This is a genomic window from Chitinimonas naiadis (assembly GCF_054780835.1).
On sequence record NZ_BAAGVO010000001.1, the window covers coordinates 443710 to 461759 of the forward strand.

General features: G+C 62.4%; 20 protein-coding genes. 11 read left to right on the forward strand and 9 right to left on the reverse strand.

Annotated features, from left to right (window positions below; translation table 11 throughout):
• The first annotated feature begins 87 nt into the window (after nt 1-87).
• The 4 genes from argC to erpA all read left to right on the forward strand — a co-directional run bounded on the left by argC (nt 88) and on the right by erpA (nt 2816).
• Nucleotides 88-1116: an N-acetyl-gamma-glutamyl-phosphate reductase gene (argC, locus tag ACYVHK_RS02015; protein WP_460527051.1), complete on the forward strand. Its 1029-nt coding sequence runs from the start codon at nt 88-90 to the stop codon at nt 1114-1116.
• Nucleotides 1116-1838: a DUF6776 family protein gene (locus ACYVHK_RS02020; RefSeq protein WP_460527053.1), complete on the forward strand. Its 723-nt coding sequence runs from the start codon at nt 1116-1118 to the stop codon at nt 1836-1838. Before argC ends, ACYVHK_RS02020 begins: the two co-directional genes overlap by 1 nt.
• Before the next feature lie 3 nt (nt 1839-1841).
• On the forward strand, nt 1842-2294 hold the full coding sequence (locus ACYVHK_RS02025; protein ID WP_460527055.1) for a bactofilin family protein: 453 nt from the start codon (nt 1842-1844) through the stop codon (nt 2292-2294).
• Nucleotides 2295-2465: 171 nt separating this feature from the next.
• Nucleotides 2466-2816, forward strand: a complete 351-nt coding sequence (gene erpA / locus ACYVHK_RS02030) for an iron-sulfur cluster insertion protein ErpA (protein WP_460527057.1) — start codon at nt 2466-2468, stop codon at nt 2814-2816.
• Nucleotides 2817-2898: 82 nt separating this feature from the next.
• On the opposite strand, the gene ACYVHK_RS02035 is transcribed toward erpA, so the two are convergent.
• From ACYVHK_RS02035 to ompR, 5 genes are all read right to left on the reverse strand, one after another.
• Nucleotides 2899-3666 (reverse strand): 3-hydroxyacyl-CoA dehydrogenase, encoded by a 768-nt coding sequence (locus ACYVHK_RS02035; protein WP_460527059.1) that lies wholly within the window; start codon nt 3664-3666, stop codon nt 2899-2901.
• A 94-nt stretch (nt 3667-3760) separates the two neighbouring features.
• Nucleotides 3761-4294, reverse strand: a complete 534-nt coding sequence (locus ACYVHK_RS02040) for an SRPBCC family protein (RefSeq protein WP_460527061.1) — start codon at nt 4292-4294, stop codon at nt 3761-3763.
• Nucleotides 4295-4408: 114 nt separating this feature from the next.
• Nucleotides 4409-6586: a methyl-accepting chemotaxis protein gene (locus ACYVHK_RS02045; RefSeq protein ID WP_460527063.1), complete on the reverse strand. Its 2178-nt coding sequence runs from the start codon at nt 6584-6586 to the stop codon at nt 4409-4411.
• 185 nt (nt 6587-6771) lie between these two features.
• The gene (locus tag ACYVHK_RS02050) at nt 6772-8088 is read right to left on the reverse strand and encodes a two-component system sensor histidine kinase family protein (protein WP_460527065.1); all 1317 of its coding nucleotides are present in this window, start codon (nt 8086-8088) and stop codon (nt 6772-6774) included.
• A gap of 7 nt (nt 8089-8095) precedes the next feature.
• The gene (ompR, locus tag ACYVHK_RS02055) at nt 8096-8827 is read right to left on the reverse strand and encodes a response regulator transcription factor family protein (RefSeq protein ID WP_460527067.1); all 732 of its coding nucleotides are present in this window, start codon (nt 8825-8827) and stop codon (nt 8096-8098) included.
• Nucleotides 8828-8985: 158 nt separating this feature from the next.
• Between ompR and ACYVHK_RS02060 the strand changes: the two genes are divergently transcribed.
• Complete coding sequence (locus ACYVHK_RS02060; protein ID WP_460527069.1) at nt 8986-9342, forward strand: hypothetical protein; 357 nt, start codon at nt 8986-8988, stop codon at nt 9340-9342.
• Between the two features lie 31 nt (nt 9343-9373).
• On the opposite strand, the gene ACYVHK_RS02065 is transcribed toward ACYVHK_RS02060, so the two are convergent.
• Complete coding sequence (locus ACYVHK_RS02065; RefSeq protein WP_460527071.1) at nt 9374-10615, reverse strand: EAL and HDOD domain-containing protein; 1242 nt, start codon at nt 10613-10615, stop codon at nt 9374-9376.
• 162 nt (nt 10616-10777) lie between these two features.
• On the opposite strand from ACYVHK_RS02065, the gene ACYVHK_RS02070 reads away from it, so the two are divergent.
• Entirely contained in the window at nt 10778-12286 is a 1509-nt protein-coding gene (locus tag ACYVHK_RS02070; protein WP_460527073.1) for a cyclic nucleotide-binding domain-containing protein, read from the forward strand.
• Nucleotides 12287-12359: 73 nt separating this feature from the next.
• On the opposite strand, the gene ACYVHK_RS02075 is transcribed toward ACYVHK_RS02070, so the two are convergent.
• Nucleotides 12360-13496, reverse strand: a complete 1137-nt coding sequence (locus ACYVHK_RS02075) for a PilT/PilU family type 4a pilus ATPase (RefSeq protein WP_460527075.1) — start codon at nt 13494-13496, stop codon at nt 12360-12362.
• Nucleotides 13497-13535: 39 nt separating this feature from the next.
• Nucleotides 13536-14576, reverse strand: coding sequence for a type IV pilus twitching motility protein PilT (locus tag ACYVHK_RS02080; protein WP_460527077.1), 1041 nt, complete (start codon nt 14574-14576; stop codon nt 13536-13538).
• 65 nt (nt 14577-14641) lie between these two features.
• Between ACYVHK_RS02080 and ACYVHK_RS02085 the strand changes: the two genes are divergently transcribed.
• From ACYVHK_RS02085 to ACYVHK_RS02105, 5 genes are read left to right on the forward strand one after another with little or no spacing between them, the layout of a single operon-like run.
• The gene (locus ACYVHK_RS02085) at nt 14642-15340 is read left to right on the forward strand and encodes a pyridoxal phosphate-binding protein (RefSeq protein ID WP_460527079.1); all 699 of its coding nucleotides are present in this window, start codon (nt 14642-14644) and stop codon (nt 15338-15340) included.
• A 12-nt stretch (nt 15341-15352) separates the two neighbouring features.
• Complete coding sequence (locus ACYVHK_RS02090; protein WP_460527081.1) at nt 15353-15922, forward strand: hypothetical protein; 570 nt, start codon at nt 15353-15355, stop codon at nt 15920-15922.
• Nucleotides 15919-16734, forward strand: a complete 816-nt coding sequence (gene proC / locus ACYVHK_RS02095; protein WP_460527083.1) for a pyrroline-5-carboxylate reductase — start codon at nt 15919-15921, stop codon at nt 16732-16734. The genes ACYVHK_RS02090 and proC overlap by 4 nt, the downstream gene beginning before the upstream one ends.
• A gap of 30 nt (nt 16735-16764) precedes the next feature.
• Nucleotides 16765-17349: a YggT family protein gene (locus ACYVHK_RS02100; RefSeq protein WP_460527085.1), complete on the forward strand. Its 585-nt coding sequence runs from the start codon at nt 16765-16767 to the stop codon at nt 17347-17349.
• A 5-nt stretch (nt 17350-17354) separates the two neighbouring features.
• On the forward strand, nt 17355-17648 hold the full coding sequence (locus tag ACYVHK_RS02105) for a DUF167 domain-containing protein (protein WP_460527087.1): 294 nt from the start codon (nt 17355-17357) through the stop codon (nt 17646-17648).
• Here ACYVHK_RS02105 and ACYVHK_RS02110 read toward each other — a convergent pair.
• Nucleotides 17645-18040, reverse strand: coding sequence for a RidA family protein (locus ACYVHK_RS02110; protein ID WP_460527089.1), 396 nt, complete (start codon nt 18038-18040; stop codon nt 17645-17647). The two genes, ACYVHK_RS02105 and ACYVHK_RS02110, sit on opposite strands and share 4 nt — an antisense overlap.
• Nucleotides 18041-18050 lie beyond the last annotated feature (10 nt).

Below are 18050 nucleotides of genomic sequence, written 5' to 3' on the forward strand. Positions count from 1 at the left end.
TCTTGCCATGATTATATCTATCCGGCATATCAACGAATCGTTGTATGATCGCCCTTCTTAGGGCTTTTACTGGTCTGGGATACAAGCATGATCAAGGTAGGCATAGTCGGCGGTACGGGTTACACGGGCGTGGAGCTGATGCGTTTGCTGGCGCGCCATGGTGGCGTCAAGCTGCACGCGATCACCTCGCGCAAAGAGGCCGGCATGCCGGTGGCCGAGATGTACCCGAGCCTTCGTGGTCATGTGGACATCGCCTTCTCAACGCCTGCCGATGCCCAGCTGGAAACCTGTGACGTGGTCTTCTTCGCCACGCCCAACGGCATTGCCATGCAAGAGGCGGCCAACCTGCTGGCTGCCGGGGTCAAGGTCATCGACCTGGCGGCTGACTTCCGCATCAAGGACGTGGCCGAGTGGGAGAAATGGTATGGCATGAGCCACGCCAGCCCGCAATTGGTTGCCGAAGCCGTATACGGCCTGCCTGAAGTCAATCGGGAGCAGATCCGCTCCGCCCGCCTGATCGCCAACCCGGGTTGCTATCCGACCGCCGTACAGCTTGGCTTCCTGCCACTGATCGAGGCCGGCGTGGTCGATGCCGGCAGCCTGATTGCCGACAGCAAGTCGGGCGTATCCGGCGCCGGGCGCAAGGCCGAGGTCCATACCCTGTTTGCCGAAGCCGGGGACAATTTCAAGGCTTACGGCGTCGGTGGCCATCGTCATCTACCCGAGATCAAGCAAGGCTTGGCACGTGCCAGTCAGGCGCCGATCGGCCTGACCTTCGTGCCGCACCTGACCCCACTGATCCGCGGCATCCACGCCACCCTCTACGCCCGTTTGACGCGTGACGTGGATGTGCAGGCGCTGTTCGAACAACGTTACGCGAATGAACACTTTGTCGACGTGATGCCCGCGGGCAGTACGCCGGAAACCCGTTCGGTACGCGGCGCCAATACCTGCCGTATTGCCGTCCAACGTCCGCAGGGAGGGGACACGGTCGTCGTTCTGTCGGTGATCGACAATCTGGTCAAGGGCGCCGCCGGCCAGGCGGTACAGAACATGAACCTGCTCTTTGGTCTGCCGGAAGGCCAGGGGCTCGATATCGTTCCCCTGCTGCCTTAATGATCGGGCGCTGGAAACGTCGCGGCAATCATCTGGCGACCGCCAAGCTGGCGGTACGCCGGCATTTGTCCTGGTATGCCAGGGCGGGCTTGCTGCTGCTGGGTCTGGTGATCCTGGCGGGCGTCGGCTACGGCGTCTATGACTATGGCGCCCAGGAAGGACGCCGCGGGCTGGTATCCAGCCAGGCGGCTGACGGCGTCTCCGTGCAGAATGGTCGTTTATTGCTCGAGCTCGGCGAGTCCAGGCAAAAACTGCAGACACTGGAGCAGCAACTTCGGCTCGAGGGGGCGACGCGAGAGACCCTCTCCAAACAGTTGTCGCAGCTGCAGTCTGACAATAGCGGCCTGCGTGAGCAGATTGCCTTCTATGAGTCCTTGCTGACCAAGACCGATCGCGCCCCCGCGCTGGCGATCGACCAGTTCCGGGTCGAACCGCTGACGCCGGGCCACTATCGCCTGCGAGCGACGCTGGTGCAGGGACAATCCAGCCAGGAGGCTTTCAAGGGCGAGGTGGATTTCCGGCTGGTGGTGGAGCGGGCTGGACGACGCGAGACGCTGGTCTGGCCTGCGGCGCGGCTGCCTTTGACCGTGTCGCGATTCACCCGCCTGGAGCGGGAGACCGAACTGGCGGCGGATACCAAGCTCAGGCAGGTAGAGATACGTATCTATGCCAACGGCGACAATCGCGTGAAACTCTCGCGCTCATATGATGTGAAAGGATGACCCGTGTTCGGTAATGACAAGCAGAAGGCCAGCAACCGCATCGACAGCCTGATTGGGCTGGAAACCAAGATAGTCGGCAATATGACCTTCTCGGGCGGCTTGCGGGTGGATGGCGAGATCTGCGGCGATGTAACCGCTGCCGATGACAAGCAGAGCACGCTGGTCGTCAGTGAGAAGGCGCGCATCAAGGGCACCGTGCGGGTTGCCCACCTGGTACTGAATGGGGCGGTGGAAGGCCCCATCTATGCTGCCCACTACCTTGAGCTGCAGTCCAAATGCCGGGTTCAGGGCGATGTGCACTACCAGACGCTGGAGATGCACCCCGGTGCCGTGGTATCCGGTCAACTGATACACCTCGGTGGCGGCAAGGACAAAGTCCCCTTGTTGGCGGCCAAGGTTGAAACTCCGGCCAAGCAGACCCATCTAAAGGCAGAGGAAGTATCGAAGGACAGTTGAGCGTCCAGGCTGCGGATGGTTTATCGAGATCACGCGGTGGCCGATGTTTCCTCGCCGTGGACGGCCTGTGCCGTCCCGGTGGTAAGACCCTGGTACGTAAAGGGTTAACAAATGCCCGATAAGCGCGGATAATTGGCGCATAAATCATTGAATCGTCTGGAGTACCCGAATATGAACGCCCCTGCTGACATCACGACCCCCTTTGTGTTTACCGACAATGCCGCCTCCAAGGTGGCAGAGCTGATCGCCGAGGAAGGCAACCCGGACCTGAAGCTGCGCGTGTTCGTGACCGGTGGTGGCTGTTCCGGCTTCCAGTATGGCTTTACTTTCGATGAGATCACCAACGAGGATGACACCCCGTTCAGCAAGAATGGCGTGACCCTGCTGGTGGATCCGATGAGCTACCAGTATCTGGTCGGTGCCGAGATTGACTACGTCGAGAGCATCGAAGGCTCGCAGTTCACGATCAAGAACCCGAACGCCACCTCGACCTGCGGTTGTGGTTCCTCGTTCTCGGCCTGATTGATTTCAGTCCTTCGCTTCATGCAAAACGCCCCGTTGATCGGGGCGTTTTGCATGGTGGCGCAGTCAGTGCACTGGTCGACTACTTGGGTTGCATCCGCAAGGCACCGTCCAGCCGGATAACCTCACCGTTCAGCATGGGGTTGCTGACGATGGCCATGACCAACTGCGCATACTCTGCGGGTTCGCCGAGCCGGGAAGGGAAGGGGACATTGGCGCCAAGGCTATCCTGAACCTCCTGCGGCAGACCAGCCATCATCGGCGTCTTGAAGATGCCGGGGGCGATGGTCATGACACGGATGCCGAAGCGGGCCAGTTCCCGGGCTGCGGGTAGTGTCATACCCACGATGGCCGCCTTGGAGGCGGCATAGGCGCATTGCCCGATTTGGCCATCAAAGGCAGCGACCGAGGCGGTATTGATGATCACCCCGCGTTCGGCACTGTCATGGGCGGATTGCTTGCTCATGGCATCGGCAGCGAGGCGAAGCAGGTTGAAGCTGCCGATCAGGTTGACGTCGACGACGCGCTTGAAGCTGTCGAGCGCATGGGCTGCTTCCTTGCCTACCACCTTTTCGCCATGGACCACGCCTGCGCAGTTCACCAGCACATCCAGGCGGCCAAAGCGTTCGCCAGCAAGGGCGATCGCGGCCTTGCAACTGGCTTCGTCGGTGACGTCTGCTGCGGCAAAGGCGACGCTGGCGCCCAGTTCCTCCGCCAGCGCATTACCGGCAGCTTCGTTACGGTCAACGATGACCACCTTGCTGCCGAGCGCTGCCGCCATGCGGACCACGGCGGCGCCGAGGCCGGACGCGCCACCGCTGACCAGAAATACGCTTTGATTGGTGTGCATTGAGTCTGTCTCCTGTTTTTGTAAAGGCAAAGACATCGCGATCCAGGATCGGCTGGATCGCGATCAGTTAACCCGGCGGACCGGGACGGGCGGATCAGCCCTGTTTTTCCACGATTTCCTTGAGGTTGGCGAGACCCGCTGCAAAGTCCGGCCCAACCATCTTGTCCATGATGAGCCCGAAGTAGCGATTGATCGGGTTGTTACCCATATCACCCTCATTGGTCCAGGTGACCTTGGTGGCGCTGCCTTCCGGCTCCAGCCGCAGCACGCCGGTGGACACCATGCCCATGTCGGGGAATTCAAGGCGATAGGTCAGCTGCCGTCCCGGCTCGATGGCGGTAAAGGTCATGCCGCCGTTGCCTTCCGTCGCGCTTTCCCAGCGCCAGGCGGCGTTGAGCCCCTGCTTGGGGCCGCTGTATTCGATTTTCATCGCCGGATCCCGCCGGTTCCAGACTGTCCAGGTCGTCCATGCCGCGGGCGCATCGATCTGCGCGAAGATCTTTTCCGGCGGAGCCTGGATCACGGTGCTGCGCTGTACCGCAAAATGGCTGGGCAGCAGAAAACCGATGATCACCAGCAGCACGACCAGCCCGGCGACGAACACCACCACGCGTTTGAGCAGCTTCATGTTGATCTCCTTGTTGTTTGTGCCGGGAATATAGCGCAAACGACACCCGGCCCTGCCGCAAATCGTTTTGCGGCAGGGCCGGGAAGGCAAGCATGCAACGGCGGTGGCGGGTACTCAGTTTCCCAGGTCGTGGACGGGTTGCTGGCGCAACCGGGCCGAGGTTCGCTGCAGGTCCAGTACCAACAGGCCGAGTTGCTGCACCCTCAACTGGGCTTCCTGTGCGGCGGCGAGGCTCTGGCCGGAGCCGATGCCGATTTGCCCGACCTCATGGTTGATATGGCTGGTACGGGCTTGTTGTTCGCGCATGGCCGCGCCGATGTCGGCAATGCGGGACAAGGTGGCGCGGGCGCCTTCGTTGATACGGCGCAGGGCCTTGCTTGCCGAATCCGCCTGCTCCAGGCCTTGGCTGGCTGTCGTCTCGCAAGCGGCTACCGCGACACTAGCGGCGCTCATATCGCTTTCGATGGCATTCAGCGTGGCGCCGATTTCACTGGTGGCTGCGGTGGTTCGTTCCGCCAGCTTGCGTACCTCGTCGGCCACCACGGCAAAGCCGCGGCCGGACTCCCCTGCCCGGGCCGCCTCAATGGCGGCATTGAGCGCCAGCAGATTGGTTTGATCGGCAATTTCGCGGATGGTATTGGCGATACGGCCGATGTCCCCGGCGCGCTCACCCAGGGCGGTCAACGCCCCGGCAGAATCTCGTACGGCATGGGTCAGTGCGCTGATGTCGGCTGCGGTCTGCTGGATGACCCGCTCCCCCTCTGCCGAGAGGGCGACCGTCTCGTGCGAGGCTGTTTCCGTATGGGCGGTGTTTTCCGCCACGCTGGCTATGGCCTGTCCCATCTCGTGCACCGCCCCGCTGGCGCTGACGGCCGCCAGGTTCTGGGTATGGGCCGCCTGCCGTACGCTGCCGGATACTTGCCCCAGCCGCTGAGAGCCTTGCGCCAGCTCGTTGGAGACCCGCGTCATGCTCTTCAGCGTCTCATCCATCTTGTCGACAAAGCTGTTGATCCAGCCGGCCTGGACACCGGTCTCGTCATGCGGGAAGTCGGCCGGCTGCAGCCGGCCTGATAAAGGGGCGCCCCGTTCCGCGACATCCAGAAAGAACCGGTTCAGATGTTGCAGACGCTGCGTCAGCGGCCTGCTGGCAACGAGCCAGAAAAGCAGGTTGCTGGCGAGGACTGTGGTCAGGATCGCCAGGCCATGACTGGCGATGCCGACACCCGTCCAGAGGCAGAGCATCAAGCTGGCCAGGAGGCCGCTGAGTATTTGCCAGAACCCGAGGCCCAGCGATAACGCCCGGTGTCGATAAACCTCTTCGAGATCGGCTTCGCACATCATGCCCCAGCGGTCCGGTGACCCTGGCAGGCTCAGCGTTACGCCGCTGCCAATGACCGGGATGTGTCGATAGTCGGGATAGCCCGGATAAGCAACCGAGAGGTTGCTGCCGTGCGCGATGGTGGCGGCGACGCCAGGATGGAGGTTGCCGGTGGCCGGGTCGGTGAAGCGCAGTTCGAACTCCGTATGCTGCTTGACCCTGACTTCGCCGTAGGCCGTCGGTACGCCCTGTTTCAGGTTGTCGCCGCCGGTAAAGGTGGCGTCTTCGAAGCGTGAGCGTGACAAGGCCGTGCCGGGGGCGATGCGGGTGTCGAGCCCGGGCTTGAGCATGAACAGGTAATTGTCGCCGGAGTCCCGGAATACGTGCCCGGCTTCCCGCTGGATCAGATCGCCCAGCACATCGTTGGGCACCCGGGCACACAGGCAACCGAGCGTCTTTCCTGCCAGGCGGACGGGCTGATAGAACATCAGGGTCACGGCATCGTGGAAGCGGGAGCTGCTGGGGCCGATGCCCACGGTCGCCTGGTCAAGATAAGGGCCGTGCAGGAACGGAGCCTTCAGGCCGCGTTGCAGTATCTCCGCCGGCAGTATGCGTTTTCCGCAATGTGGTGCGTGCGTGCTGAGCAGTACAAGACCATCGGTATCCAGCAGTAGCAGCTCGCTGGGGTCCGGCGAATGGGCGAGGGCAGCTTGCAGGTTGGCCTGGTCCAGCCTGGGCCAATCGTTGGCAAAGTCTCCGGCAAGCTGTTCAAGCAGGGTCCACTGCTGCTCTGCCCAGGTATGCAACAGTTGCGCACGACTATGGGCGATACCGGCGAAGGTCTGCTCGATTTCACGCTTGCGTCCCTGGTTCAGCCAGGTGGCCCAGCGCAGTTGTAGGCGGCCGGCCTTGCCCAACCAGGGCATGCCTGACCAGGATTGGCCGTTGAGATGGTCTTGAGGGGTGGCTGACATGATGGATGCGACGCTCGTGACGTCGGTTGGAAGCGTAGGGGTGGCTGCGCTTCAGCAAGGGGCATGCCATGCATGTCATGGTGCGCTGGCGATCGGTACTGCACGCTCAGCCCCGGTTCTCAGTCCAGGTATCGGGGGGCGATGGCGAGCTTTCGGTGCGTGACCCGCACCGTACTGGTGCCCCGTCAGTGCGGGCTAATCGGGATCGCCAGCGTTGCGGCCAGGCCGCCGGCCGGGTCGTTGTGCAACAGCAGGTCGCCTCCGTGCGACTGGGCAATCCGGTCAACGATGGCGAGACCCAGGCCACTACCACCGTCGGCGCGTCTGGCCGCATCGAGCCGATGGAACGGCTTGCGTGCATCCAGTTGCTGAGCCTCGGGTATGCCCGGCCCCCGGTCGCTGACAATGAAATGCAGCTGATCGGCCTCGGCCTGCACGGTGAGCGCCCAAGGTGCCGCGCCGTAGCGCAATGCATTGTCGATCAGATTGGCCAGCGCACGCCGTAATGCCAGCGGGCGCAAGCGGGTCAGCGGCAGATCGTCGGCCAGCCGCAACTCCACCGGCTCACCCGTGCGGGCGTACCGGGCAACGACGCCACGGGCCAGTTCGGCCGGGTCGCATTCGACAATGTCTTCCGTGCCGAGTCCGCGGACGAAGTCGACAAACTGGCCCAGGATGCGTTCGATGTCCTCGACATCCTCGTCCATGCCTTCGCGCAATGAATCGTCCCGCATCATCTCGATGCCGAGCTTCAGTCGCGCCAGCGGCGTACGCAGGTCGTGGGAGATGCCGGCCAGCATGACGTTGCGTTCGCGTTCGTTGGTCTCGAGATCCGCCAGCATGCGATTGAAGCTTGCAGACAGGTCCTTGACCTCGACCGGGCCGGTTTCCGGAAGGGCCCGTGGTCGTTCGCCGCGCCCCAGCTGGTTGGCAGCGGCGCGCAGTTCCCGCAGTGGCTGGTTGATACGCCAGGCAAAGAGCGCGGCGACCGCCAGGGCGGCCAGGGCAAATACTGTCACGCTGGCACCCAGTGTCCATACCGGATCTCCCTTGAAGCGGCCCAGCGGGATGACCAGCCACCAGGGCTGCCCCAGCATGCTGACCTTGACCCAGAGCTGGCGCTTGGGGTCGCGTTCCTCGCGGACTTCTCCGACCCCAACCAACTTGGTCCGCAGGGCCTCGGCAATCGCGCGTGTCTGCTGACCGCGCGGCGCAGCGGCCGGCGGGGCTTCGGGTGTATTGATATTGACGAGATGAGGGGCGTAGGGGCGATGGTTGATCGCCAGCCATTCGGCGCGCTCCGCCGGGGTCATGTCATCGAGCTGGCCTTCGAGGTCGGCGAGGACCTCGCTGACCTGTTCCGATACCTGGGCCGCGATCATCTGCTGCCGGTTATAGGTGAACAGGGACACCGCGAACACCACGCTGATGAACAGCGCAATCGCGGTCAGCCAGGCCAGCCGCCAGAATATGGTCTGGGGTAGCAGACGATCCAGCCGCATGACAGCCTTAGCGCTCGCTGCCGTCCGGCACGAACACGTAGCCAAAGCCCCAGACGGTTTGCAGGTAGCGTGGCTCGGTAGAGTTGTCCTCGATCAGCTTGCGAAGGCGGGATACCTGCACGTCGATGCTGCGGTCGAAGGCTTCATGCTCGCGCCCGCGCGCCAGTTCCATCAGGCGTTCCCGCGACAGCGGCGAGCGGGGGTGGCCGGCAAAGACGCGTAGCAGGGCAAATTCCGCATTGGTCAGCGGAATGATCTCGCCATCCTTGAGCAGCTTGCGATTGGAAATCTCCAGCCGGTAGGGGCCGAACTCGAAGGTTTCGCCTTCCGTCAGTGGCGCCGCCAGCGCAGAAGGTTCCTTCTGCCGTCGCAGCACGGCATTGATGCGCGCCAGCAGTTCTCGCGGATTGAATGGCTTGGGCAGGTAGTCATCGGCGCCCATTTCCAGGCCAATGATGCGATCAATATCGTCACCACGCGCGGTCAGCATGATGATGGGGATATTGTCCCCCATGGCCCTGAGCTTGCGGCAGACGGACAGCCCGTCTTCGCCGGGCATCATCAGGTCGAGCAGCACTAGATGGGGCCGGTTGCGCTGCAGCCGCGCCTCGAGCCTGCTGGCGTCTTCGAAGGCGTCGACTGAGAACCCTTGTTCATTGAGATAGCGTTGTACCAACTCCCGCAGACGCGGGTCGTCGTCAATCAGTAGGATTTTCTTGGGAGTGGTTGTGGTATTCATGGTTCGGAGTGTAGCGATTCGGTTCGTGGTTACGCAGCAGAGATGTAAAAAACTTTTGCAGCGGCGCGGAGTGAGGCAGGCCGTTTACAATTGCGCAGAACATTGGCCAGATGGCCAGCGTATCCTCAATCCGTCCAAAGACTGTCCATCATCGGTTTATGTTCCGCCCGTCCTGGTTGATTGCCCTGTTGCTCGTCCTGCCTGCCCTTGCGGCTGCGCCGGCAGGCAGCCCCATGGGCCCAGGTCCTGGCGGGCCCGTTGGCAGCAGACCGCTGCCACTGCGACCGGAGCCACGCTTTGCGCCGCGCGAGTCGCTGGCGGCCGAGCGATTCCAGCATAGGGAAGCGCGCATACGCGAAGCCCTGGAACGCGGTGACCTGACACCGAACGAAGCCAATATGCTGAGACAGCGGCTGGATGCCCGTCGCGAGCGTCTGGAGCGCTGGCGCGAGCAACGCTTGCGCGAGAACGGTCGCACCGACACGCCGCCGGCCAATGCCACGCCTGCGCCTTGATCGGGACCGTCGTCCCGGGTCAGTCTGTCGTTTACGATTCGTCCTGGCCCAGCTTGGCGGCCCAGCTCATGGCCTCGATCTGCAGCAAGTTGAGCCGATCCGGTGTCAGGCTCGGAAACTGGCCCAGCAGCGACAATGTGACATCATGATCGGCAAGCTCGATCCCCTCCACCAGGCGCAGCGCTGCACCTAGCCAACCGGCCCGCTCCAGCAGGGCTGCCTGCACGCTGTCCTCCAGATTCAGGGGCGCCAGGATCTCCTGCATGGGTTTGCCGAACAGTGCGTCGACTAAGCTCAGCATCCCGACCATAAAGGCGCGTCCGGCCAGCAGCGGGTCGGATGGCTTTTGCGATAGCGCGAGTTTCTCCATCAGATGGCCGCGTACGGCGGCGGTCTGTACCAGCGGGTCGGCCGCAGACTGCGTGCCTGATTGCTTGGCGAACACCATGATCTGAACCCAGCGATGCAATTGGGCTCGACCGAGCAGGTTGAGTGCCGTGCGCACACTGGCGATCTTGTTCGGCAGGCCGAATGCCACCGAGTTGACCAGCCTCAGCAGGTGGACGGTAAGGTCCGGCGCATGCTTGAGCGTTTCCTCCAGCTCGTCGGTATCGGCGTCGGCCGCGACCTTGGCCAGCAATTGCAACAGCAGTAGGGCGGAAGGCTGCACCGGCTTGCCGCTGAGTATGGTGGGTCGGGCAAAGTAGTAGCCCTGGAACAGGTCGCAACCCAGATCATGGCAAAAATCCCGCTGGGCGACTGAATCCACTTTTTCCGCCAGCAGCTTTACGTCAAAGGGCTTGAGCGCCTTGACCAGGCCGGCGATTGCTTCGGGCTGCATGGCCAGCACATCAAGCTTGACGACTTCCAGCAACGGCAGGATGGCGCGTTGCGCTTCGTCGAAGCGGATGACATCGTCCAGCGCCAACCGGTAACCGGCCGCCTTGAGCGCGCGACAGCGCTCGATCACCACGGGGCTCAGTTCCACCGTTTCCAGTATCTCGAGTACTACCCGCTCGCGCGGCAGTATCTCGATGGCGTCGCTGTGCAGCAGCGGCTCCGATAGATTGATGAAGCCCAGCTTGTCTTCCAGGACTGACTGGAGACCCAGCCCGGAGAAGGCGTGCTGCATGACCGCAGCACTCGCAGCGACGTCGTCGTTGACGCTGGCCTGGTTGTCCTGGCTGGTGCGGAACAGCAGCTCATAGGCGACCAGTTCACGCTGACGGCCGACGATGGGTTGGCGCCCGAGAAAGAATTGTGGGGTGGTCATGACCGCTCTGTCGCAGGGGTTCATTTCATCGTAGCAAAGCGGCGGCGAATCGCCGTGCCATTCCAGTTCTGGAGCCAGGGGCCGCCGGAGAGCAGCCTGCTGGGCCACACCTGGCGGGCGGCTTCGCCTATGCTGTGAACTGTCCCCTCACTGTTTGTCACCATGTCCAGTTTCGACACCATTGCACGCCAGGAGTGGCCCTACCTGTTGATCATCTGTGGTGGCCTGTTGCTGGCACTGCACCGATTCCGCCCCGCCGAACGACGCAATGTCATGCTGACCCTGTTGTTCCTTGTGTTGGGCGTGCTCGGGCTGTGGGTTAGCGGGCTGGCCCGCGTGGCCGGCTTGCCGGAAGCGGCGGCCGTCATCCGCGAGGTGTTCACCATCGTGCTGGGGCTGGTCATCATCCGGCTGTTCGGCCTCGCACTGTTCCGACTGCTGCTGGGGGCGATCGGGGTGGAGGCACCACGGATACTCGAGGATGTGGTGGTGATGCTGGCCTATCTGGGTTGGGGGCTGGTGCGTCTGCGCTATGCCGGCCTCGATCTGTCGCAACTCGTGACGACCTCTGCCGTCATCACCGCGGTGCTGGCCTTTGCCATGCAGGACACGCTGGGCAACATCCTGTCGGGTATCGCCTTGCAGCTCGATGATTCGTTGGACCTGGGCCAGTGGGTCAAGCTGCCTGATGTGTCCGGCAAGGTGCTGCAGATCGGTTGGCGTTCGACGCTGATCGAGACGCGTAATGGCGAGACGGTGGTCGTGCCCAATGCTTGGCTGATGAAGAACGACTTCCAGATCATCGGCAAGCGTTTCAACGGCAGTCCGCCGCAATGGCGGCGCTGGATCTGGCTGGAGGTGGCTTGGGAGCATCCGCCCAGCCGGGTGATCGAGCTGATGCAGCAGGCCGTGCGCGAAGCCCGTATCAGCGGGGTATCGGGCGAGCCTGCACCACAGGCTGTGCTGATGGAAGCGCACAACGGCGTGGCGCGCTATGCCCTGCGATACTGGCTGACCGATTTTGCAGCCGATGATCCGACCGACTCCCAGGTGCGTGCTCATCTGGTCACCGCGCTGGTCAGGCACGGCATCCCCTTGGCCAGCAGCAGCCACAATGTGCTGATGACCAAGGACAACGACAAGACTGCGGCGCAGCGCCAGGAGCAGGACATCGGCCGGCGCCTGACTGCACTTGCGGCCGTGCCCCTGTTTGCCGATTTTACCGACGAAGAGCGTCGGCATCTGGCAGCCCAATTGAGTTTTGCCCCGTTCGAAACCGGCGACGTGATCAGCCGCGAAGGCGCGGTGGCGCACTGGCTCTATATCCTGACCGTGGGGGAGGTCGATATCTGGCATGGCTACGATACGCCGACCGCTCAGTACGTCGGGCGGCTCAAGGCCAGCGGCTTCTTTGGCGAGATGGGGCTGATGACGGGGGCGCCTCGCAGTGCCACCGTCGTAGCCGTCGGTTATGTGGAGTGCTATCGGCTGGATCGGGCCGGCTTCGAAGCCATCCTTACTGCCCGCCCCACGCTGGCCGATGCCCTGTCCAAGGTGCTGGCCGAACGCCTGGCGGAGAACCGGCTGCACGCGAGTGTGAATACCACGCCGGCGACGCCACCGCAGGCCGAGCTGCTGGAGCGCATACGGCGCTTCTTTGGCATCAAGTGATATTGACGGCGCCGATAAGATAAGCAAACAGGCCATCCTGAGATGGCCTGTTGTGGACTGATTACCTGCGGTCTTAGACGATATCGAGGTGGTCGAGACCTGCGAGTGCGTCGCGACCCTTGGACTCCTTCGATTGCAGCTTGATTTTCAGACGCAGGTCGTTGACCGAATCGGCGTTACGCAAGGCGTCTTCGTAGCTGATCTTGCCGTCTTCATACAGATCGAACAGCGCCTGGTCGAAGGTCTGCATGCCCAGCTCGCGACTCTTGGACATGATTTCCTTGATCTCATGCACATCGCCCTTGAAGATCAGGTCGGAGATCAGTGGTGAGTTCAGCATCACCTCCACGGCGGCGGCGCGGCCCTTGCCCTGGCGCAGCGGAATCAGACGCTGCGAGATGAAGGCCTTGAGGTTGAGGCTCAAGTCCATCAGCAACTGCGCGCGACGTTCTTCCGGGAAGAAGTTGATGATACGGTCCAGCGCTTGGTTGGCCGAGTTGGCATGCAGCGTGGCCATGCAAAGGTGACCGGTTTCGGCAAAGGCCACGGCGTAGTCCATGGTTTCGCGATCGCGGATTTCACCGATAAGGATGACGTCGGGCGCCTGCCGCAGCGTGTTCTTCAGTGCGTTATGCCAGTTGTCGGTATCCACGCCGATCTCACGCTGGGTGACGATGCAGTTCTTGTGCTCATGGACATATTCCACCGGGTCTTCGATGGTGATGATATGGCCGTAGCTGTTCTCGTTGCGGAAGCCGATCATCGCAGCCAGCGAGGTGGACTTACCGGAACCGGTACCGCCGACGAAGATCACCAGGCCACGCTTGGCCAGCGCAACATCCTTCAGTACTGGCGGCAGCCCCAGCTCGTCGAACTTCGGAATCTCGGTCGTGATCGTCCGCATCACCAGGCCGATCCGGCCCTGCTGCTGGAAGGCATTGCAGCGGAAGCGGCCGATGCCGCCCGGGCTGATGGCGAAATTACATTCCTTGGTGGCTTCAAACTCTTCAGCTTGCCGGTCGTTCATCACCGCCCGGCACAACTCCTTGGTGTGCTGACTGGTGAGCGCCTGGCTCGACACCGGGGTCATCTTGCCGTCGATCTTCATCGCCGGCGGGAAGTCAGCGGTGATGAATAAGTCCGATGCATTCTTCTGCCGCATGAGGCGCAGCAGATCGTGCATGAACTTGGTGGCTTGTTCCTTTTCCATGATCTTGCTCCAACAGCCTGGCGCTCGGGCCAGGCGGGATTACCTGAAATTATCCGGATTCATCGCCTTGCCGCGTGCTTCGGCATTGGTGATCATATTGCGCCGGACCAGTTCGGTCAGGCACTGATCCAGCGTCTGCATGCCATGCTGCTGGCCGGTCTGGATAGTGGAATACATCTGCGCGATCTTGTTCTCGCGGATGAGGTTACGAATGGCGGGAATGCCAATCATGATCTCGTGTGCTGCAACCCGGCCGTTGCCGTCCTTGGTCTTGAGCAGGGTCTGCGAGATGACCGCCCGTAGCGACTCAGACAGCATCGAACGGACCATTTCCTTTTCTGCTGCGGGGAAGACGTCGACGATACGGTCGATGGTCTTGGCGGCGGAACTGGTGTGCAGGGTACCGAACACCAAGTGACCGGTTTCTGCGGCGGACAGGGCCAGCCGGATGGTTTCCAGGTCACGCATTTCACCCACCAGGATCACATCCGGGTCTTCCCGCAGGGCTGCGCGCAGCGAGTTCGCGAAGCTCAGGGTATGCGGACCGACTTCCCGCTGGTTGATCAGGCATTTCTTGGATTCATGCACGAATTCGATCGGGTCTTCCACCGTCAGGATATGACCGTACTCGTTTTCGTTGATGTAGTTGATCATCGCCGCCAGCGTAGTCGACTTACCCGAACCGGTCGGACCAGTCACCAGCACGATGCCGCGCGGGGTCTCGGCAATTTCCTTGAAAACCTTCGGTGCGTTCAGGTCTTCGAGGCTCAGTACCTTGGAGGGAATGGTCCGGAATACTGCGCCGGCACCCCGGTTCTGGACGAAGGCGTTGACCCGGAAACGTGCGAGACCCGGGATCTCAAAGGAAAAGTCACACTCCAGTGTTTCTTCGTAGGTCTTGCGCTGGCCGTCGTTCATGATGTCGTACACCATGTCGTGCACGTCCTTGTGCTCCATGGGCGGCAAGTTGATACGGCGCACGTCCCCATGAACCCGGATGCAGGGTGGCAGGCCGGATGACAGGTGCAAGTCCGATGCCTTGTTCTTGACCGAGAAGGCCAGGAGTTCCGAAATTTCCATTTATAATTCCCCGTTCAAAGCCGCTCGCAGATTGGGTTTGCGGCAATATTCCGAAGGCATTATGGATGGCTGACCTCGATAAATCTAGACAGGCAGTGCTCGAACGCATCGCAGGCGCCTTGCAGGCGGCCGGCCGCTCGCCGGGCGAATGCAGCCTGCTGGCCGTCAGCAAGACCTTTCCGGCCTCTGTGGTACGTCTGTGCTATGCGGCGGGACAGCGGGCCTTTGGTGAAAATTACGTGCAGGAACTGGTGGAAAAGACGGCCCAGCTGGCTGATCTGGACGACCTGGAGTGGCATTTCATCGGTCCGCTGCAGAGTAACAAGACCCGCCAGGTGGCTGAGCTTGCTCAGTGGGTACATGGCGTGGATCGCTTGAAGATCGCCGAGCGCCTGTCGGCGCAACGCCCGGCGCATTTGCCGGCCTTGAATATCTGCGTGCAGGTGAATGTATCGGGCGAGGACAGCAAGTCCGGTTGCCTCCCGGGGGAGGCCATCGCCCTGGCGCAGGCCGTCGCTCGGCTGCCGGGCCTGCGTCTGCGCGGCCTGATGTGCATACCGGAACCCAGTGACGATGTCGCCACGTTGGCCCGCCAGTTCGCCATTCTGCGCGAGCTTAAAACGGCGCTGGCCGCATCGGGCCTGCCACTGGATACGCTTTCCATGGGGATGTCGGCCGATCTTGAGCTCGCCATCGCCGAAGGATCGACCCTGGTAAGGGTGGGGACTGCCTTGTTTGGCGCCCGTACCCCTGCCCCTCATTGATGGATAACTGATTTGACTACACCATTGAATACCGCAAGTCTGGCTGATCTGGCCCGTTGGGTCCGGGTACAGGAAGGTACGCAAGAGGACAGGCTGGAACTGGCCTCCGCCTGGCAGCGGCTTCCGCCCAGCGCGCCGGATCGGCTGGTCGCCAAGCTCGGTGCCGGCATGGCTGGCCTGATTATCGGGCTGCTGCTGTTGCAGGCGCTGTTGACCTGGTCGGGCGTAGTGCTGGCGGTTGCCCTGCTCGGCATGCTGCTGGTCACGGCTCTGGCCTGGCATCTGCGCGCCTGGTTCTGGCGTACGGTGGTCGATGTGGATGAATCGCGGGTGTTGCTGGCTTATGCCGGCTGGGGTACCCCAGCCAGTGTCGAACTGGCACTGGACGATATCGTCAACCTGGCCTACCACATGGACGACGGCCATCTGACCCTGCTGGCGCTGGAGCATCGTCACGGGCGCCTGGCCATTCCTTTTTCGGGCCAGCGCGAACTGGACAAGCTCTACTGCAACCTGCTCAAGCATCTGCTACAAAAACGCCGGCCGGCGATCGGCTTTGGCAAGGGGAGTGAGGCGCTGTGAATATCGTATTCATTGGTGGCGGCAACATGGCGACCGCCATGCTCGGTGGCCTGGTACAGCAGGGCTTCCTGCCGACGACGCTGCATGTGGTGGAACCGGATGCCGACAAGCGCGCTGCGCTGACGGCCGAATTCGGGGTGCGGACCCTGGCGCTTGACGAGGCACTGCCGGTATCGGCCGAGGTCGTGGTCCTGGCGGTGAAGCCGCAGCAACTGGCTCAGGTCGCTCAGGCGCGCGCCGCGGAACTGGCCGGCCGTCTGGTCGTCTGCATTGCCGCTGGCGTGCGCATGGCCGACCTCGACCGCTGGCTCGGTGGCAAGGCCAGGCTGGTGCGGGTGATGCCCAATACCCCGGCGTTGGTCCGGGCCGGCATCAGCGGTGCCTGGTTGGGCCCGCATACCGGTAACGACGATCGTGACGTGGCTGACCGCATCCTGCGTAGCGTCGGGCAGGTGGTATGGGTCGAGGATGAAGTCCAGATCGATGCCGTCACGGCGATTTCCGGGTCCGGCCCGGCCTATGTGTTCTATTTCCTCGAGTCGCTGACCCGTGCTGCCGAGCAACAGGGCTTCGATGCGGCGACGGCACGGCAGCTGGCCTACGCAACCTTCGATGGTGCGATCAAGCTGGCGCAGTCGAGCCCGGACGATGCGGCGGTTCTGCGGGAGCGGGTGACCTCGAAAGGCGGTACGACGGCGGCTGCATTGAACAAGATGACCGAACTGGGCGTCCAAGGCGCTATTGTGACGGCCACCCAAGCCGCTTTTGCCCGCGCTGCCGAGCTGGCGGATGAGCTTGGGCAAGCAAAGTAGCCCTATTTAACCCTGATCTGGAGTCATCCCATGCTGCAAGAGGCGCTGGCCTTTCTGGTACGCAATCTCGCCAGCTTTTTCATATTGAACCTGCTGCTGCGTTTCTATCTGCAGGTGGCGCGAGCACCCTTCGGCCATCCGCTGGCCCAGTTCACCGTCAAGCTCACCAACTTCATCGTCATGCCGGTACGCCGGGTCATCCCGAGCGTGGCAGGCTACGACACGGCGACCTTGCTGCTGGCCTGGCTCGGCGCACTGCTGATGCACCTGATCTTGCTGTTGCTCGCGCCTTATCCGTTTGACCTGTCGAATCCGTCCACGACGCTGGGCCTGATGGCGCTGGCTGTGCTGGAGCTGATGAAGCTCACTCTCTACCTGATGTTTGGCGCGATCCTGGTACAGGCCGTCCTGAGCTGGGTGAATCCCTACAACCCACTTGCCCCCTTGCTGGATAAGCTGACCCGGCCGTTCTTGAACCCGATCCGCAAGCTGTTGCCTGCGATCGGCGGTATCGACCTGAGCCCCTTTGTCCTGCTGCTGGTGCTGCAGATGGTGCTGATGTTCGTGCTGGCACCGATCGAGCAGCGGGTGCTGATGTATATCGTCATCGCCTGAACGGCATGAGCGATTGGGCCAGGCGCGAGGGGGATGACTGGGTGCTGTCGCTCTATCTGCAACCGGGCGCCAAGCGTACTGAAGCGGCTGGTCTGCATGACGGCGAGCTCAAGTTGCGACTTAACGCTCCGCCGGTGGAAGGTAAGGCCAACAAGGCGCTGATCACCTGGCTGGCGGACTGGTTTGACGTACCCAGGAACCAGGTGGTGCTGGAGAAGGGCGAGCTTTCTCGCCACAAGCGCATCAGGGTCTGCAGAAGTCAGCGCTCGCCGCAGGGCTTGCTGCAGACCGTGACTTAATCGGAGCCGATGGCCATCAGGTTCATGGTGAGCCGGGCACCTGCCTTGGGCAGGTCCTGCACACCGATCACGGTGCGGGCGGGGCGGTGGGTGCCCATTCCCTCGACGTAGGCGCGGTTCATCGCCTCGAAGTCCGCAACGTCCTTGAGGAAGACGTTCACATGCATGACGCGATCCAGGTCGGCGCCCACGGAAGCGAGCATGACCTTGAAGTTGGCGATGATCTGCCGTGTCTGGCTATAAGCGTCCGGTCCGGCCAACTGACCGCTGACGGGATCGACCCCGGCGGTGCCCGACACCTGGATGAATGGTCCCGCCTTGGCGATATGGCTATAGGGACCGATAGGCTCTGGCGTATTGGGCGGCGTGAAGGTTTCGATCGGGTAGGGCATCGTGGTCTCT

Bases quoted from the DNA above. Each gene is read 5' to 3' on its own strand.
- argC (WP_460527051.1), top strand. From the start codon at position 88: ATGATCAAGGTAGGCATAGTCGGCGGTACGGGTTACACGGGCGTGGAG.
- ACYVHK_RS02020 (WP_460527053.1), top strand. From the start codon at position 1,116: ATGATCGGGCGCTGGAAACGTCGCGGCAATCATCTGGCGACCGCCAAG.
- erpA (WP_460527057.1), top strand. From the start codon at position 2,466: ATGAACGCCCCTGCTGACATCACGACCCCCTTTGTGTTTACCGACAAT.
- ACYVHK_RS02035 (WP_460527059.1), bottom strand. From the start codon at position 3,666: ATGCACACCAATCAAAGCGTATTTCTGGTCAGCGGTGGCGCGTCCGGC.
- ACYVHK_RS02040 (WP_460527061.1), bottom strand. From the start codon at position 4,294: ATGAAGCTGCTCAAACGCGTGGTGGTGTTCGTCGCCGGGCTGGTCGTG.
- ACYVHK_RS02045 (WP_460527063.1), bottom strand. From the start codon at position 6,586: ATGTCAGCCACCCCTCAAGACCATCTCAACGGCCAATCCTGGTCAGGC.
- ACYVHK_RS02050 (WP_460527065.1), bottom strand. From the start codon at position 8,088: ATGCGGCTGGATCGTCTGCTACCCCAGACCATATTCTGGCGGCTGGCC.
- ompR (WP_460527067.1), bottom strand. From the start codon at position 8,827: ATGAATACCACAACCACTCCCAAGAAAATCCTACTGATTGACGACGAC.
- ACYVHK_RS02060 (WP_460527069.1), top strand. From the start codon at position 8,986: ATGTTCCGCCCGTCCTGGTTGATTGCCCTGTTGCTCGTCCTGCCTGCC.
- ACYVHK_RS02065 (WP_460527071.1), bottom strand. From the start codon at position 10,615: ATGACCACCCCACAATTCTTTCTCGGGCGCCAACCCATCGTCGGCCGT.
- ACYVHK_RS02070 (WP_460527073.1), top strand. From the start codon at position 10,778: ATGTCCAGTTTCGACACCATTGCACGCCAGGAGTGGCCCTACCTGTTG.
- ACYVHK_RS02075 (WP_460527075.1), bottom strand. From the start codon at position 13,496: ATGGAAAAGGAACAAGCCACCAAGTTCATGCACGATCTGCTGCGCCTC.
- ACYVHK_RS02080 (WP_460527077.1), bottom strand. From the start codon at position 14,576: ATGGAAATTTCGGAACTCCTGGCCTTCTCGGTCAAGAACAAGGCATCG.
- ACYVHK_RS02085 (WP_460527079.1), top strand. From the start codon at position 14,642: ATGGCTGACCTCGATAAATCTAGACAGGCAGTGCTCGAACGCATCGCA.
- ACYVHK_RS02100 (WP_460527085.1), top strand. From the start codon at position 16,765: ATGCTGCAAGAGGCGCTGGCCTTTCTGGTACGCAATCTCGCCAGCTTT.
- ACYVHK_RS02105 (WP_460527087.1), top strand. From the start codon at position 17,355: ATGAGCGATTGGGCCAGGCGCGAGGGGGATGACTGGGTGCTGTCGCTC.
- ACYVHK_RS02110 (WP_460527089.1), bottom strand. From the start codon at position 18,040: ATGCCCTACCCGATCGAAACCTTCACGCCGCCCAATACGCCAGAGCCT.